Below are 19430 nucleotides of genomic sequence, written 5' to 3' on the forward strand. Positions count from 1 at the left end.
GGCCCCGTAGGTCCATGCGCCCGCCGCATAGGTCAGGGTCAGCACCGCGCCGTCGGCGGCGTCGGCGGAGTCGAAGGTCACAGCGAACTCGCCTGGGGGACCACGGGCTTGGACCCCGGTGATCGTGATCGAGTTGCCGTCGATATCGGTCAGCGTGAAGTCGGAGGCCGCGAGGCTGCTATCGATCAGCGTCTGGCTCGTGCCGAGCGACAGCGCCACATAGGTCGCCGTCGGCGCGCTGGCGCCCAGACCGATCTGGCCGGTCGTGACCACCAGATCTTCGCTATTGGTCGCGGTGATCGCCTTGATCGTGCCGCCATCGGTGCCGATCCAGTCGAAGCTGCCCGAGATGAACTCGACCGAGACATTGTCATCGAGGTTCGAGCCCGCGAAGTCGCCCAGATACCAGATGCGGAAGATCGGATTGCCGTTCGCATCGTCGCCCATGTAGGTCGGCGCCTGGCTGTCATCGACTTCGATCGTGTAGCCAGTCGCGCTCAGGATCACCTCGGCACCGGCATCGGTGATGCTCTCGAGATCGACGCCGGTGGCATAGCTCGGCAACTCGAAGGTGACGTCGATGAAGCCGCGCTCGTTCAAGGGCGCCTGCCCCACCGAGGCGCCTTCGACCGGGTCGGTCAGGCTCGCGCCAAGCTGGACGAGGCGGAAGCTCTGAGTCTTCGCGTCATTGTCATAGGCGCCCGAGCCGAAGCTGGCTGCGGCGTAATCGACCTGCACAGTGCCGGCGGTGAACTTGCCGGTGAGGAAGTAGCGCACGGTCAGCCCGTCGCCCACTATCAGAGCCGAGGATACGGTGACGCCATTCGCGCCGGTGCCCGAGAAGCTGATCTCGTCGCCCAGAGTGCCGAAGTCGATCTCGTCGCCATAGGTCGGCGTGTAGCGCACATCGACGAAGGCCACCGAAAGCGTGCTCGCATCGAAGGAAACCGGGCCGGTCGCATCGTCGGCCGTGCCATCGGCGCGCAGAACAGTCGGCTGATCCTCGAACGTCGCGATGCGCGAGATCGTCGTGTCTGCGGCAGCCGCGCCGGTGGTGAAGTAGCGGAAGATATAGTCGCCCGAGGTCGCCTGCGGGTTCAGCCAGACCGGGGCCAGCGTGTCGTCGAAGGTGATCGAGCCGCTGCCGCCGAAGGTGAATTCCGGTGCGAGATCGGTGATCGAGCCCACATCGAGCGCGCCGCCCACCGGGCGCTCGAAATGCAGATCGACATAGCCGCGGCCGTTCACATCGCCCAGACCGGTGCTGCCCTCATTCGCCGGATCGACCAGATCGCCCTGCGGGCCAGAGACGGTGAAGGACAGCGTCTGGACGCGGTTCTTGGCGGCATCGCCGAAGCTGTTCGCGGCCAGCGTCACGTCATGGCTGCCGATCCCGAGCGAGCCGTCTGCGAAGACGCGGATCGTGCCGCCCATATCCATCAGCTCGGTGATGGTCAGGCCGGTCACAGTCACGTCGCCGATCGCCAGTTGATCGGTGATGTCCTCGCCGTATGCCCCACTCAGCGCGATGTCGAAATAGGTGCGGGCGCCCGGCAGGTTGGCGGCGCTGTTGGCGTCGGAGTAGGTCGAGCCGCTCTTGACTACGATGCTCGGGGCGCTCAGCGCCGCGGTCGAGAAGAAGGAGATCGACGTGATATCCAGCGTCAGCGTGATCGTCTGCGGGTAGAGTTCGCCAGTGAGCGAGGCGGGCTCCGCCGGGTTGCCCTCATCGATGAAGGTCTGCAGCGAGTAGATGAAGGAGATCTTCGTCGGATCATTCGCATCGTTTTGCAGCAGAGCTGGCGCGCCCTCGCCCAGCTCGACACGGAAGGTGCCGCCGGTCAGGCGTGAAGTCTCTACCGTATCGGTCTGCACGGTGAACTCGGCCGCGAGATCGAGCACCGAGGCCGGGTCGAGCGTGTAGCCCGCCGGGATATTGGTGAAGGTGATCTCGATCGAGCCCTCGGTGATCTCGAGATTGGCCACCACGCCCAGACCGTCCTCACCGCTCTTGATCGCCGGGTCGGTGGTCGGGTTCGCGCTGTCGGAATAGCGGTAGGACCAGCCCTGCTCGACCGCCGCGATGGCCACATCGCCATAGGTCTGGCCGCTGTCGAAGCTGCCGGTCAGCCAGTAGCGATAGATCGGGGCCGCGTCGGTGCCGCCCACGCGGACCGGGGCCACACCATTGTCGATCTTCACCGTGCCGAGGCCCGCACCGCTCAGCGTGAACTCTGCCCCGCCATCGGTGATCGAGGCCGCGTCATAGACGAAATCGCTGTCGGGCACGTTCGGGAACTCGATGTCGATATAGTTGCGACCGTTGAGGAGGTTCACGTCGATCGCAGCGCCCGCACCCGGATCGACCATGATCGCGGTCGCGCCTTCGACGGTGATCACCTTGTCCCCGGTCGCGCCCGTATTACCCGCCGCATCGGCCCATGCCCCGGTGAAGGTGAGCGTGTAGGTGCCCGGCGCGAAGTCGAAATTCGCGGTGGTGATGGCATAGGCGAATTGCGTGATGCCCTCTTTCTTCAGGAGCGCATAGAGTTCGGCGGGGGGCGTCGGAAGATCGCTGACTTTATCCGCGCTGTCGGAGGCGACGATCCGGCCCTCGGCATCGAGACCGAGCGTCTTCAGGCTCGCCGTGCCGTCCTCGTTCATGAACATCGCAACCGGAACCGGCGTATCCGAGAGTCCGACGACCGTATTCACCGTGGAGCCATCCGCAGCCCCGGTGCGCGTCAGGGTGAACTCGTCATTCGTATCGAGGATCGAGCCGTAATCGAGCGACCCGCTGCCCGCCGGATCGAAGGTCACGATGATGCGCTGATCGGCATTGGCGAGGTTCACGTCGACCGTGTAGCCGTCACCGTCCAACTGATAGGGCGCGCTGAGCGAGGCTTCGGGCTCGACCACCGAGAACACGGCATCCGGCGTCGCGGTGTTGTTCTTGCCGGCCTGGGTGTCGTTGTTCGCCCAGGTATCGGCGGTGAAACGCACGGTGTAATCGCCGACGGCGAGCTGGTTGTTCGTGAGGTCGGGATCGGAAGTGTCGATGAAGTAACGCACTTTGCCGCCGCCGATCGCGATGGCGCCAAGGAGGTCGATCTCGTCGCCACTATCGTTGAACAGCTTGAACGGCGCCACCGCATTGGTCGCGATCGCGGCCAGCGTCTCGGCGGTGATCTCGCCGCCGATCTCGGCAATGAACTTGATATCGACCCACGGCCCCGCGACCGCCGGATCGCCGCTTTGGGTCGTGTTGTCCTCATCCGCATAGACGGTCTGGTTGGTCGCGGTCTCGGTGTAGGACCAGGACTGGAACAGGAAGGTGTAGGTCACCGAGTTCACATCGCCCGTGCCGGTCAGCCAGAAGCGGAACGTGTCGTCACTGACCTGTGCAGGCGCCTGCGTGTTGTCGAGGGTGAAATCGCCACCGTTGATCTCGATCTCGGGCGTCAGGTCGAAGACCGAAGCCGCATCCACCGTCGCACCGTTCACCGTCGGGAAGGTGATGTCGATATAGGCGCGCTCGTTGAAGTTGCCGACGCCGGTCACGCCGCCATCGCTGGGCCCGTCGAGGCGCTGCGTCGGCGTCGCGGCCTGTTCTTCGACCACGGCGAATTGCGTGGCCTCGCCGAGGATGTCCTTGAAGCCGAATTGCAGCGAGCCCTTGATCGTCAGCAGATCGACCTGATCGGGGATCTTCACCAGCAGCAGGATCGTCGCCTCGCCCGAGGCGATCTTCGACAGGTTCGCGTAGAGCCGCGCCGAGAGCGACAGGTTATCGGCCGCGAAGTTCAACTGGCCGATCACGAGGATCTTGCCATCGGTCGAGATCTTGATCGTGACCTGACCGTTGAAAACCGCCTGCGAGGTGTAGATCGAATAAAGCTTGGCCGAGCCGGTGATGATCATCGGCGAAGTGAAGGCCGCCGCAAACCCGCCGCCCGCCGCCGAGCCGTTCTGGATCGCGATATACTGGTTCACGACCTGCTGCTGCACCGAGTTCAGCCAGTCGTCGATCGACACGTTCAGCGGCAGCGCGAAATCGGGGCCGTTGAGCTCGTCGGGATCGGTGATGTCGGGCAGCGACTTGAAGAAGTCCACGCCGCCGGTGAAGTCGTTGATCGCGAGCCCCGAATTCGGCTCGAGCAGGATACCGCCCGGCACCGAGCCCGAGACCAGCACGCCGAGCGGTCCCAGCTCCGACAGGGCGAAGCGGATCGTGAAGCCGCCCAGACCCGAGAAGGAGAAGCCCGCCTCGACGCCGATGAAGAAGACGCGGTCCTTCACCGGGCTCGTGAGGTCGAAGGTGGAAAGCACCTGATTGCCATCGCCGATCCGGATGATGCCGCCGATCAGCGCGCCCTCGATCTCGCCGCCGAAGGCGTTGCCGCCGATTTTCACGCCGATCGAGTCGATGCCGATGATCGGGAACTTGCCTTCCAGCAGCAGGCCCACATCGATGCGGATGCCCTCGACCGTGCCCTCGAAGGTCAGCCCGTCATAGCCCTGCAGCCCGGTGATCGACGCCGAGAGCGTCAGGACGAAATCGCTCGGGTCGGCCTGAATGTCGGGCCATTGCACGCCGATCTCGGTGATCTTGATCGGCAGCCAGCTCGGCCATTTGAAGTTCGCCCCGGAGGCCCCGCCCACGCCGATGAAGACGCCGAAGCCCTGTTTGGTAACGAACGTGCCGTCGCCGAGGAAGGCGAACTGGCGCGCCTCGCCCGAGAGGTTCAGCGAGCCGATCTTCAGTTCCGCGCCGATCGACACGAAGCTGATCAGCTCCTCGTCATCCGCAGCCCCGGTATCGAGCGACAGGCCCACACCCTTCAGCTTGAGGACCGAGCCGATATTGATCTCGAACGTGTCGAGCTCGAAGATGAAGCCGTCGACCACGCCATCGGTGAAGGTCAGGCCGGCCTTCAGCGCGAGCGTGTCGTTCACATCCTCGCCCGAGACGCGGTCGGTGACCTTGGCGTTGATCGCCTTGCCCGGCGCGAAGGTCGCCCCGCCAGAGCCGACATAGATCGTGCCGTCGAACGTCACCTCTTGGCCGAAGATCAGCGAGAAATCGGTGACGCCGATGCGCAGATCGTCGAATTCGAGGATCGAGCCGAACTTGATCTTGCCGGTCGCGCCGTCGGTGCGCTGGACCGCGCCCGTGCCGGTGCCCGAACCCGCACCGGTGCCCGAATAGATGATCTCGCCGCGCCCGATGCGGAAGCCATTGTCGTAGATCGTGAGGCCGCGCACGCCCTCAAAGGTCGTGATCTGGCCCGCGATGCCGAATTTCGGGAAGGTGACCTTGATCGTGTCGATCTTGATGATCTCCTGACCCGCGCCTTCCGGCGTGCCCGCGACCGGAGTTTCGGGCGCCGTCCAGGAAGGATCGTATTCGACCTTGATGCGGTCGGCCTCGAACAGGACCACATCGGGGATCGATCCGACCAGCTTGTCGGCGGTGATCGACCATTTGCCGGTGAGCGAGACGACCGGGCCGTCCGGCTCGCCGGTGACGACGCCCATCACGTCGATGCCGATATCGAACTTCACCAGCAGGTTGGTCAGGGTGATCTGGGTGCCGCCACTATTGGTCTGCGTGCCGTCGGCATTCTGCGTCGCGGTGCCACCGAAGGCGAGCGAGGCGCTTTCCGCCCCGACCGAGATCGTCAGGACCAGCAGACCGTCCTTGAAGCCGAGCTTCGCAAGACCGACCTTCGGCGCGAGGATCGAGACCGGACCGACCTTGATCGGGGTCGCGGCCTCGGCCGCCGGCAGCTCCTGCACCTTGAAGATCTGCACATAGGCGGTGGTCTTCACAGGTGACGCGACCGAGCCGTTCTCGCCGCCGAACCAGTAGACGACATCGTCGGCGGTGCTGTTCAGGTCAGTGCCGCGATCGGTGTATTTCCAGGTGCCGGTGATGAACTCGACCTGCACATCGCCCACGTTGAAGGCCGGGTTCGCCTGCGAGGTCGAGGTCGAAGTCGGCGTGCCGACAACGCCCGTGCCGGTAGCGGTCGCGGCGGGCGGCTCGGCAAAGACGTAATAGCGATAGGTGGTCTTGCCGATCTTCTCGACCGTGTAGGTGCCGTTGGTGTTCGTCAGCAGATTGACGTTCGACGCGCCGCCCGTGCGCACGAAGCGGATCTCGTCGCCATTGATCGAGCTTGCGTCGAGGATCTCGCCATTGGGCAGCACGAAGGTGACGTCGATATAGCCCTTCGAGTTCAGCATCGATTTGTCGATCACCGCGCCATTGAAGGGCGAGGCGAGCTCAATCGAGGGCGCGGCGGTGATCGTGGTCAGATCCTGCGGATCGGTCGCCGGGTTCGCCGCGGGTGCATTCTGAACCGGCGTCTTGCGGATCGTGAAGCGCTCGTATTCAGCGGCGCTTTGCGCACCGGCCGCATCGCGCCAGGAATTGGCGAGGAACTGCACCTCATAGGTGGTGTTCGCGGACAGGCTCACAGGCGTGGTGATCTGGTAGCGATAGGTCGGGCGCGCCGTGCCTTCGACCAGCACCCCTGCCCCATCGACCGTGATCGCCGCCGTCGTGTCGCCATAGCGCGCGGTGATCGTGAATTCCGGGTCGATATCGGTGATCGAGTCCGGGTCGATGCCCAGCGGATAGGCCGGGTAGGCATCCGCATCCAGACGGTTGGTATTGTAGAAGGTGACGTCGATATAGGTGAAGCCGTCGAGATTGATGATCTGGCCATTGAGCGGCGAGGCGATATCGGCGGTCAGCGGTCGCAGGTTCGTCGTCGGTGTCACCGAGACGGTCTCGCCAAAGAGCGTGTAGCCCGTCACCCGCATATCGGTCAGTTGGAAGCCGGTCGCGCCGCCGAAGCTGAACTGGGCCGCGCCCTCGATGCCGAAGCTGTCGGCACCCGGCGGCGTCACCGTGATCGAGGTCTCGGGCGCATCGACCGAGATCCGGCCATCGGGCGTCTTGTTGAACAGAACGTCGTTGGAGCTGATCACCAGCAGATCGCCGGTCTCGGCCACGCCGAAGCTGATCTCGACAGAACCCTTCACGCGCTCCATCTGCGGGGCTACGAAGGTGATCGCGACCGGGATGGCCGAGGTGCCGCCTTCGAGCAGCGGGAAGCCCGACACGGTGGTCGAGAAAGCGGTGCCCGAGGTGTTGAGCCACACTTCGACAGTGCCCGAGATATTGAGCCCCGGGATGCCCAGCGCCTGCACCTCGCCCTTCGCATAGACCGCGAATTTGCGGTTGGCGGAGGTGCCGAATTCGAAGATTGCGATCGTGGTGTTCGAGATCAGCAGGCCGATATCGTCGTTCGGATCATTCGGGTCGCCCGCATCGCCAAGGAAGATCGAGATGTTACGCCCAATCTTGCCGCTGGTCGCACCCGCCGGCAGCTCGGCCGGGAGAATGTCGCTGAGGCTGCCTTCGATGGTGAAGTAGGGCTCGTAGCTCAGCTTCACCTCGGCCAGCGCGATCTGGTTCACATTGGCCTGACCCTGGAAGTCGAGAATGTAGGTCGCGTCGCCCACATCGACCTCTTCGTAGATATCGGTACGCGAGGTGGTGTTGATGCGGATGATCGCGCTCGCCGAGACCTCGAAGCCTGCCCCCGAGCCTTGCGCGCTCGCCTCGATCTGCGCGGCGATGCCGTTCTGCGACAGCGTGGCCGAGCCCGAATAGATCAGGATCACGCCCTTCGCGTCTTGAATCGTGAAGCCGTCGCCATTCGAGTCCGTATAGCCGCCCGTGACCCCGGTGAAGGCGATGGTCATGCGCTTCGTCTGGTTCGGCGCAATCCCGGTCGTCAGCTGCGAGAACATCAGCGTGCCGCTCAGGCTGATCTCGGGTGCGTTGCCCACGTCGATCGTGCCGTCATTGTCGTTATCGGTCGCGTTGAAATCGACATAGAAGGCGGCGTTCTCGACTTCGACCCGCAGGAACTGGCCGCGCGGCAGATCGAGGATATCGCCATTCGCGAACTCGACATAGACCGCCTGGATTGAGGTGTTGATCTCGAGCGTCGCCGTCGTGCCATTGCCGATCTGGTAGGCATTGATGCCGTCGTCGAACGCGATATCGGGAAGCGTGACCGAGAAGCTGCCCGCCATGCCCTGCGGCATCAGATAGAGCAGCGCGTCGCCGGTGAATTCATAACCGCCGAATGTCAGGGTGATGTCGGTCAGCGAGATTTTCGAGTAGACCGCGCCCGTCGCGCTGGTGGTCTTTTCGAAGGACAGATCGCCGGAGAAGGCAAAGTCGGCATCGTCTGCGCTGGTGGGCGTATCGCCCGAGAGGTTCACGAGAAGCTCGATCCCCGTTCCCACCGGATCTCCATAAGCCGAGACCGAAAGGAAAGTGCCCGCATAGCCAAGGTCGTAGAACGCCTGAAGCGGGGTCATATCTGCAAAGGTCGTGGCACCGGGGTCGAGGCCCGTCACCTCCGTAAAGTCGAAGCCCGTGAGGATCGTCTGGGCGCCCGCTCCCGCGGTGCCCGACTTGCCTTGGTTGAGCTTGAGCTCGACGCCGCTCGCGCTGATCGCGACGCCCGGAATTCCGGCGAGCGCGACCTCTTCGATCGACGCATAGAGCGCGGTGTATTTCTCGCCGCCCACCACCGCGACGCCATTGGCATCGACCTGGCTCAGCATGGCGAGACGGAAGGAGAAGTTGGTCAGCACCAGACCCTGCGCACCCGAGGTATCGGCCATCGGCTGCACGACCGGGGTGTCGCCCGAGGTGTCGACCTCGAAATACGGCCCGCCGGTGCCGACGAAGGCGCTGATGCCATCGCCCGAGATTTCGGTCGCGGCGAAGGTCTTCTGGTTCGGCGCGGTGCCCACGGTCAGGGTCGCGCCCTTCTGGAAGGCCACTTGCCCGGCGAGGAAGACGTAATCCTCGAAGCCCAGCACGACGAAGCCGGAGGCCGCGAGGATCGCGCCATTGGCATCCAGCGTCACGGTATCGGTGTCGCTCACTTTCACGTCGAAGCCGCCACCGTCGAAGCTCGCAAGGTTCAGCGCTTCCTTGGCCTGCGTGCTCAGGAGTTTGCCCTGGTTCAGCTCGACCTCGAGCCCGTAGCCCGAGAGGGTGACCCCGTCGATGCCCACCAGCTCGACCGTGCCACCGGCTTTCAGCGCCATGTAAGAGGCTGCCGCCGGATCGGTCGCGGCCAGCGCCACGCCATTCGCGTCGACCGTCTTGAACATTGCGAGCGCGAGATAGGCGTCCGTGATCTTCAGGCCGACCGCATCGCCCTGATCGCCGAAGGCCTTGGTCAGGTCATAGCCGGTGCCGACGAAGATGTTCACATGCTGCGCGCCGACCGTCACCGCCTTGAGATCGCGGCTCGTGCTCGTGCCGGCGACGAGAGCCGAATAAATCTCGCTCGACTGGGTGAAGGCGAACTCGCCCTGAATGAACACATAGGCATCGAAGCCGATGGTCAGCGAGCCCGACACTTCCAGCGTCGCCACGGTCAGCTCGTCGAAGGTGATCGTCTCGGCGCCGACCGTGATGTCCCAGGTGCCGCCCACGCCGCCATAGGTGAAGTCGAGCGTGTTGTAGGGCGTCGTCTCGTTGCCGCCGCGGTTCATGATCAGCGTGAGCGAGCCATCGACCGCAACATTGTCGACGCCGATCAGCGAGGCCCCGCCCGTCGCCTTCACGACCATCCAGCTCTTGAGCGGGGTCGCGGTCGGGTTCGCCGGATCGAGCGGCATTTCCTTGACGATATGCAGGCCCATGCGCTGCAGCGAGAGCGCCACGCCCGTCGCGTCGGAGGTCGCATCGACCTCGCCATTGGTGATCGTCGGCGTGCCGACCCCGGCGAAGACCACGGCATCCGAGATACCGATCGACAGAACCGAAGCCTCGAAGGAGGTGGTCGAGCCGACCATGCGGGCTGCGACCTTGTCGGTCTTGGTCAGCATGATCTGGCCTTCGATATGGACGAAGTTCTCGATGACGATGGTGGCACCCGCGAAGAGCGAGAAGCCCGACTGGTTCATGTCGAGGACCGTGTCAGTGGTGGCAGGCGTGATGCCGTTGCCATTCGTCGCAGCGAGCAGATCCTGGCCGCTGAGCATGGTCAGGCCGTCGCTCCATTCGGTCGAGAGAAGATTGATCGACTGCCCCCAATCGAGCACGTCGATCACGCCGGTCGCATCATTGGCCTTGTTCATCTCGAGCGACAGCGTGTCGAGCGTGATGTCCACCAGATCGACCCCGGTCAGCGAGGCCGAGGCGATATCGGCCTTGAGCGCGGTGAAGGCGCGGGTATCGGTGAGCGGGTTGGCCGCCTTGATCGAGGCGAGCAGGATATCGGCGCTCGCGATAGTGATACCGGGGCCATCGGGAATACCGATGAAGAACTTCGCCTCGTAATCCGCCGGGGCGTCGCCGCCATTCGCGGCCTCGTCGGCGGGATCGATGCTCAGGCTGATCCGGGTCAGCACCGCATCATTCATATCGGTGGCGATGTCGAAGGTGCCGTCGTGGTTCACATCCACATCGACGATATCCTGCGACAGCGTGAACTTCGCGCCGACATCGACGAAGCCGAAGGCATTCAGCGTCAGGTAGCCCACGACCTGCGTGCGGTCTGCGCTGGCGTCGAAGGTGACCACTTCGTCATTCGGGCCATAGGTGAAGGAGACCGGAGCCGCCGGATCGTTCGCGGGGTCGCCCTGCGCGGGCGTGCCGTCCAGATCGATCGAGTTCCAATTGAAGAAGGTCGTGGTGTCGTTCCCGGCGGGCTTCGTCGCGTAGTAGTCGAGCGAGAAGGCATTGACCGTCAGCTCCATCCCCTCGGGCAGACCGGCGAGCGTGCCGCCCTGGATATTGCCCAGCACCGCCGTCGCCGAGGGCGTGGTGGTCAAGGGCAGCGTGCTGTTGGCGGGCGGGGTCGCCTTGATCAGCGCAAGCGCGATATCGGCCGACGCGACCGAGAGGCCCACGCCACCCGGTTGGCCGACGAAGAGGTTCTCGACATGCAGGCCGATCAGCATGAGGCTTGCGTTTTCGAGCCCCGCATTGCCGCTGTCCAGCTCCGCCTCGATCTGGTTGCGCATCACGATGTCGAAGGTGGCCGAGCCAGTGACGAAGCCGAAGATGTCCAGATCCAGACCGCCCGAGATCACCAGATCCGTGCCGGCTTCGGGAGCGACCGCATCGACGCCCAGATCCTGAATGATCGGCGCCCAGTCGAGCTGATCGCTATTGATCGCGTCGCGCCCGTTCAGCGTGAAGTCGAGCGAGTTCACCGTCAGATCCAGCCCCTGCGGCAGACCGCGCGGCGAGATCGTGTCGGCATGGGCGGACATCGCGGTCCAGCTGCGCGCGACGGCGCTCGGGTTTGCGACCAGATCGACCACCTCGGTCACCGAGATCAGATCGAAGGCGAGCCCTTCGGCCGCGAAGCCCGTGCCCGCATTGGCGACCGCGTCGACCCGGTCGAATTGGTCATAGGTGAACTCCCCGCCCGCGCCGACGAAGACATAGGCGCCGTCGATCGAGAAGGAGAAGGCCTTGGCGCTGATCGTGCCGCCCTGCGGATCGTCGACGGTGAGATCGCGGATCACACCCGACAGACCGCCCGCCAGCAGGATCGCGCCTTCGATCTGCAGTTCGACATAGGCGCCGAATTCGATGCCGAAGCCCGCGTCGAGATTGGTGATATCGGCGAGCGCGTTGATCTGATCGACGCCGGTCGCGCCCCAGTCGAGCTTGTTACCGTCCGCATCCGCGCGGTTCATCGCGAAATAGAGGTCCTTCACCGTCGCAGTCAGCGGCAGGCCCTGCAGACCCAGCTGATCGACGCGCAGCGACAGCGCCATCCAGCTGCGGGCCACGGCGGGCGAGGTCACGGTGGCAGGGTCTTCCGACACCATCACCAGTTCGATCGAGCCACCCTGCGCCACGAAGCCCATGCCCTGATCGGGATCGATCGTGCCATCGTTCTTGAGCACACCGTCGACACCGGCGAAGAAGTTCAGATCGCTCAGGATGAAGATCAGAACTTTCGCCCCGCTCAGCGTGCCATCGGCGTCGATTGCGGTGGCGACCGCCACATCGGCGAGCAGGCTCTTGATCGAGAAGGTGCCCGTCGCGATCACGACGCCCGCGACGTTCAGTTCCGACACCGTCCCGGTCACCGACAGGATCGCGGTCGCGTCATAGCCATCCGTGCTGTCGGTGATCGTCAGGCCCAGATCGAGGCCCTTCCAGTTCATCACCGAGTTGTTGGCCGCGTTCAGCGGGTCAGTGTAGCCGAAATTGGCCTCGACCGCGACATCCGAGATTTCCAGCTTGAAGCCGGTGAGGCCGGTGACGCCGACGCTTTGCGACGTCACGAGGATCGCAGACCAGCTCTTCACGTCGCGGGTCTCGACCGTCTCCTTTGTCAGCGGATTGTCGGCGGTCTGAGTCACCGAGGCGAACTCGATGCCCACATTGTTCGCGTAGATGCCGGTGCCGTCGGTGGTGCTGACATCCGTGATCTTGCCATCGGTGCGGGTGAACACGCCGCCCTGCCCCGCGAAGAAATAGCCGCCGGTCAGCGCGAAGGTCATGATCGACGCGCCCTCGACCGTCAGACCGTTGCCGTCGCTGATCGTCTCGGTCAGGATCTGGCCCGCCATCGTGCCCGCGACGGTGACGAAGCCGTCGACGGTGAACTCGACATAGCCGCCGAAGGCGATGCTGAAGTTGGCGTCCATCTCGGTCACGTCGAACAGATCGACCGAGGCGAGATTGCCGATCTCGCTCACGCCGGTCGCGGCCCAGTCGATCCGCTCGCCATTCACCGCATCCGCGCCGTTGAAGCCGAAATAGAGGTCGAGGCCCTGAACAGTAACCGTGTTGGGCAGGCCCTGCAGGCGCACCGTGGCTACGTCGAGCGCAACGGCGGTCCAGCTGCGCGGCACTGCCGGGAGCGTCACGCTGAGCGGATCGTCCTTCACCAGCACCAGTTGCAGCGAGGCGTTCTCGGCCACGAAGCCGGTGCCCTGATCGGGGTCGATCGTGCCGTCGCCCAGAAGCGCACCGCCGACACCCGCGAAGAGGTTCAGATCGGACAGGGTGAAGATCAGGATATTCGCACCCAGCACGGTCTCGGTCGTCACGCCCGAGGGCACGATGATGTCGCTCGCGAAGCTCTTGATGCCAAACTTGCCCGAAGCCACGATCACGCCCGCCATGTTCAGTTCCGACACGGTGCCCGAGACGGAGAAGCCGTCGTCCCGGGTCAGACCGTCGGTGGCATCCGCGAGGCTCAGCAAGTCGAGCCCGGTGACTGCGCCCAGCGAGGCCCAGTTCAGGAAGGTGCCGTCGATGGCTGCGAAATTCCCGTCGACCGCGAGATCGGCCAGCGCTATCTGGAAGGCGTCGATGCCGCGCAGACCGAGGCTCGCGACGGTGACGCGCAGCGCGGTCCAACCGATGGTGACGGTCTCGTCGTCCCATTGCGTGGCCGGATCGTTGTCATTCGTCGCCGCATTATCGGGCAGCACGCCGAGGCGGGTCACCTGCGCGAATTCGAGCGCATCGCCCAGCCCCATCGAAGCATAGATGCCGGTGCCCTGATCGAGAAGCCCGGTCACCTCGTTCGTGGTCGCATCACGGTCGAACGCGCCGCCAGCACCAACGAAGATCTGCGCACCGGTGATCTTGAAGCTGGTGATATCGGCGGCAGTCAGGGTGATCACGCCATCGTCGATATCGGCCGTCGAGATCGAGCCTTCGACCGTGCCATAGACCAGCACGAACCCGTCGAGCGCGAGATCGAGCGTGCCGCCGAAGGCGATGCCGGTATCGGCGTTGATCTGAGCGATCCCGGGGTTCTCGGCCGGATCGACGATGGCCGACCAGTCCAGCTTGGTCGCGCCCGCCGAGGCCGTGTTCATGCGGAAGTAGAGACCGGTGACCCCGAGCGCGAACTCGGTGGGCAGGCCGCGCATCCCGACGTAATCGACCGAGAGCGACAGCGCGCTCCAGCTCTTGGGTGTCGCGGTGCCGAGTTTCTCTTTCACGACGATCAGTTCGAGCGTGCCGCCCGACGCGAGGAAGCCCGTGCCCTGATCGGCAATCGCGGTGGGCGCATTGGCGTCATCGAAGGCACCGCCGACACCGGCGAAGAAGTTCACATTCGTCAGGGTCAGCCGCGTGACCTGCGCATCGGTGATCGCCGCCTGGATGGTGTCGTCGATCGTCTCGGTCGAGGCCGAGAAGTTGAAGGTCGCCAGCGCGAAGACCGTCTCGGAAATCTCGACGGATAGCGTGCCGGACACCGCCAGCTGATCACCCGGGCCCAGATCGCCAAGCGCCGTGGTCACGTCGGTATCGTTCACGGTCGACCAGTCGAGACGCGGGCCGGTCAGCGCGGTGGTCGAGTTCGAGGCCAGCGCCATGCCCGACAGCTTGATCTGGACCGCGTCGATGCCCTTGGCCTCCAGCGCGCTCAGCGAGCCGATCACCCCGGTATATTTCACGCCGGTCGTCGTGTCGGTCAGCAGGCCGAGCGCGAGATTGCCACCATTCGCATAAAGACCCGCCGCATCGCCCAAGAGGTTCAGCGTCGTCGTACCGGTCGCCTCATCGGTGGTGGTCGACGCGCCGGTGCCCGCGAAGAACTCGACATCGCTCAGCGTCACGAAGGTCAGCGTGCCCGTGGTGATATCGACGAGATCGAGCGTCTCGGTGCTGCCCGCCTGCGCCGTCACGTCGATCGCCTTCAGCCCGAAACCCGCGCGCAGATAGACGAAATCGCCCACGGCCAGCGTCAGCTTGCCCGAGACCGCGAGGCTCACTGTGTCGGTCACCTCTTCGAGCCCGGTCAGGCTCGACCAGTCGAGATTGGAGAGGTTGGTGTCGCTGATCGAGTTGTAGAGCACTTTGAGGCTCGCAAGGTTCAGCGTCACGCCTTCGACATTCACGAGACCGAGGCTCGCGAGGCTCGCCGACACGCCGGTATAGCTGACCGGGATCGGGTCGGTGGTGGTCAGGATGCCGATGTAAAAATTGCCGCCCGCCGCCGAGAAGCCGATAGCGTCCGTCGTGTCGATCCCGCTTGCGCCGATCGTGGCGCCCGAGCCCGCGAAGAGGCTCAGATCGGTGAGCGTGATGTAGAGCAGATCGCCAGTGACGCCGCCGACCGAGGTGCCCGCGGTCTTCTCGACCGAGAAGCTGCCGGTCAGCAGCACGGTATCCGAGATATTCAGCTCGTCGATGGTGGCGCCGATGAAGAAACGCTCGGTATTGTCGAAGCCGGTCGTGGCATCGGTCAGCGCGAGCGGCGCGCCCAGATCGAGCCCCTTCCAGGTCATCACGGTCGGGTTCACCGCGACCATCGCATCGGCGGCGTTGACCTCGACCACAAAATCGCTGACGGCAAGCGTGAAGCCCGGAATGCCCGCGACCTCGACGGTGCCGACATAGAGCTTGATCGCGCTCCAGGCGTTCAGCACGGCGCCGGTCGTTCCATCGACATTCTTCACCGAGGCGAATTCGAACAGCACCCCTTCCGCGCCGAAGCCGGTGCCGACCAGCTTGCTGTCGCCATCGCGGGTCAGCCCGTTGACCTTGCCATTCCCATCGGTGGTGAAGCTGCCGCCGCTGCCCACGAAGATGTAGCCATCCGCCAGCGCGAAGGTCATCACCTGCGCGTCGGTCAGATCGGAGCCAAGCGGATTATCCGCCGCCGCAATGGTCTGCTTCGTCACCGTGATCGAGATATCGCCCGCCAGCAGAACGGTGCTCTTGATCGTGAAGACCGCGCGCACATCGATGGTGAAGCCCGTGAAAGTACTGTCGAAGCTGAAGCTCGGCCCGCCCACCTGGCTCCAGTCGAAGGCCATGCTCGCATAGGTCACGTCGAGCGCATCGACCGTCGCGGTCACATCGGTAATCCCGTGCAGCGTGGCGGCGGTCGAGAGTTCCAGCGCGGTGACCTTCTGGCCGAGGTTGGCCCCTGCCGAGGTCACGGTGAACATCGCCAGCGTCAGATCGAGGGTCGGGATCTCGAAGCCGGTCGCATTGGTCAGATCGTAGCTGCTGCCCGAGACCTCGGCGCCGACGCCCGCGAAGAGACGTCCGCCGATGATCGACAGCGTGAAGAAATCGCCATCCACCGTCGCGCCGTCGAAGGTCACGCCGGTCTTGGCCGAGCTTTCCAACGCGAAGGTGCCACTGACATAGACCGCGTCACTCACGATCAGCGTCGCGGTGGCTTCGACCTTGGTGAGCGCACCATTCAGCGTAAGCCCGGCATCGCTCAGCGCGCCTTGGTCCCAATTCAGCGGGGTAGCGACGCCCGAGGCCGTGTTGACCTGCACCGCGACATTGCTAACCTCGGCGGTCAGCCCGGTGATCCCGACCGGGGTCGCGTTGGCGAAGGAGAAGTCGATGCCGGTATAGGTCGTGCCGCCCGAGCTCAGCACCGCGAAGGTGCCGGTGAAGCCGGTGACCGAGAAGCCGAAGGCGTTAGTGGTGTCGACGGTGACCGGGCCGCTCGTATCGAAGACCGCTCCGGTGCCCGCGAAGAATTTGACCGCGTCGAAGCCGAAGACCATCAGATCGCCGATCGTGTCGGTCGCGCCGGTCAGGCCGCTGACGATGGTCTTCGTGAAGCTGAAGCCGCCCGCGATCAGAACCTCGCCGCCGATGGCCAGCGTCACATCGCCCGAGACTTTGGCCAGCGGTGCGGTCGCGCCCGTCGCCACGCTGTCGATCTCGGAGACGACGAGCTTGGCGCTCAGCGCATCGTTCGGGTCGGTCAGTTGCGAGGTCACCAGCTCCAGCGTGCCGTTCGAGAGCGTGGCGGTCACGTTGTCGACGTTCACGAGACCCAGCGCATCGACCGCGCCATTCGCGATCACCCACTGGCGGCCCGTTGCGGTCTCGCGGATCATCTTGACCGAGAAGCTGAGGTTCTCGACCGCGAAGCCGACCGAGCTATTGGGCTGGCCGAGGGTGAAGTAGCCGTTCGCGCCGCTACCCGCGAAGAACGAGCCGCTAGTGAGCGAGATGGTCGTCACCTCGAGACCGCCGGTGACGGCGGTGGTCGTGCCGGTGTCCACTTCGTAGAGCACACCGTCGAGCCCGGTGTCGGTGGTGTAGCCAATCGGCGAGCTGACGCCGTCACTGGTCGCGAGGCTCACGAAGTCGCCGACGGAGACTTCCATGAGACCGGCATTGCCCGCGAAGCCCGCGGTCACGAAGCCCGGCCCGTCGATCGCGAAGGCATCGGCATCGGTGCCCCCCTCGAGACGCTCGACCCCGGTGAAGGTGATGGTGAGGCCGTTCCAGCTGAGCGACCCTTCGTTGATGCCGGTGATCGTCCAGACCGTCGCGGCGTCCGGACCCTCGATCGTGTCGCTGAGGCCCGCCCCTGCCGCGATCGAGGTGATCGGTGCGCCGGGCGTGCCATAGGTCACGCCGTTGACGGTGACGGTGCCGTCGAGGTTCACGGTGTAGGTCAGGTTGCTGTCGGCGGTGCCGTCGAGCGCGCCACCCGCTTCCGAGATCGCGCCGGCCACCGGAGCGCCGAGGCTCGGGGCCGTGTCGGGAAGACCGATGCGCTCGCCGGTGCCAAGCGTCGCGCCCATTACCGCTGCGTCCGCGTCATGGTCGAGGCCGAGCGCGTGGCCGATCTCGTGGAGCAGGACGGTGTAGAGGTCGACGCCCTCGGAGGCCGCACCGTCGGTCGCCACCAGACGGTCGCCTGCGAGCAGATCGAACTCGGTGCTATCGCCGGGCGTCGCGTCGATGAACCAACCGGCCCCGGCGGCGTCAGCGTCGATCTCGATCAGCGTGCCGGTGATCCGGGCGAGTGCGCCGTCCTCGAGATCGGTGATCGAGATGGTGAGCTGCGACAAGATCGCCGCGTCGGTGCGGCTGGCCCATTGAGCGAGGGCTTCCTGGAAGATCGGGGCGACCTGTGCCTCGGTGAGATCGGCGGTGCCGGTGCCAGCCGCCGCCGGATCGAGACGAAGCGATTGTCCGCTCTCCTCCGCAAACGGGATCTGGATGCCGAGTGCCGAGGCCAGACCGGCGAACAGCGCGCGGAGGTTCTCGGCGAACCCGGCACCGGGCGTGATGACCGGCGCGGTGAAAGCGTCGGACAGTTGGAGCGCGCCATCGACCGGGTCCGAGGTTGCGAGTTGAAGTTCGGGAAGCGCGATCCGTTCACCCGTGCCGAGGCTCTCCCCCATCACGGCCAGATCGGCATCGTGGTCGTAACCGAGCGCATGGCCGATCTCGTGGGTGAGGACCGTCAGCAGATCGACGCCATCGATTGGTTCGCTCGTATCGAGACCGGTGAACCAACCGGCCCCTGCCGCGTCGGCATCGACTTCGATATGCGTGCCGGTGATCCGGGCAAGCGCGCCGTCCTCGAGATCGGTGATCGAGATGGTGAGCTGCGACAGGATCGCCGCGTCATCGGTCCGGGCCGCCCACTGAGCGAGCGCTTCCTCGAAGACCGGGGCAAGCTCTTCCTCGGTGAGATCCGCGGCGTCCGCGCCCGTCGGGGCGGTGCCAGCGAAATGGAGGTAATCGGCTTGCGAGCCCCACGGACCAGCGTTGAAAATTTCGCCAAGACCAAGGGTTTCACTGATTTTTTGGAACAGATCCTGGAGCGCAGCGAGAACCGCCCCATTGTTGGAGTTTTGCGTATTTTCGTTATTCGTCAGCGCATTAGTGGTTGCGGCCGGGGGGCCAGTAGGCTCATTTCCGGTCAGATCGGCCACGGAGCTGCTTGCGGGGTCTTGTCCCGCGCCAAAGCTTCCACGTAGCTGCGACAGCATCGAACCGAGCAGCTCGCGCAGCCCTTCGATGCCCTGATTTTCTTGAATATCGAACTGGGCAAGGAACGCTTCGAAGGGCGTTGGCTGCCCCTCTTCCTGCACGTCCTGCGGAGCGACGGCTTGCGTTGCAGCGGCAGGATTCCCCCAGTCTTCCGGCCAGTCCACACTGTTCGAACCGGTGTCCGAAGCCCCTTCATCAGCCCCCGTTTCGCCGCGCACATTCTGGTCGAAAGCCGTCTGAACAAGCACGATGAGGTCTTCGAGAAGGTCCAATGGCTGCGCATTGGCTGCCATCCGGGCCAGTTCTCCCGAAATCGGGTCCGCCGAGAGCAAAAGCCGCGGCTCTAGGGCCTCGATGCGGTAATTTTCCTCGCGGTGAAGGGTGTTATCGGCTTCGTGGAGGGCGGTGTCATTGGCCAGACCGACAGCATCCTGCACGTCGGAGCGGGTCCGACGCAGGAATTTCGTCACACTGGTCAAGCCAAATAAAGACAAGACGCGCCTGAAGCTCACCGATATCGGCAAGCTCCCTCCCCAAGTTGCGATATGAACGCGGTTCCGTCATCTGACGAAATTTTGTTCCTCTTTAGGCTGAACTCACGCAGCAATATTGCAACGAAAAT

The 19430-nt window shown here is 64.5% G+C and carries 1 protein-coding gene (cut by a window edge); it reads right to left on the bottom strand.

Translation table 11 applies throughout. The annotated features are described in order from the left end of the window. On the bottom strand, positions 1-19278 hold the 5' end (the start) of the coding sequence (locus F8R15_RS00340; RefSeq protein ID WP_172976132.1) for a matrixin family metalloprotease. It extends 20025 nt beyond the left edge of the window; the window shows 19278 of its 39303 coding nt (coding positions 1-19278); the start codon lies at positions 19276-19278; the stop codon falls past the left edge of the window. Between the last annotated feature and the right edge of the window lie 152 nt (positions 19279-19430).

This window comes from Thioclava sp. JE_KL1 (assembly GCF_009296265.1).
Taxonomy (GTDB): Bacteria; Pseudomonadota; Alphaproteobacteria; order Rhodobacterales; family Rhodobacteraceae; genus Thioclava.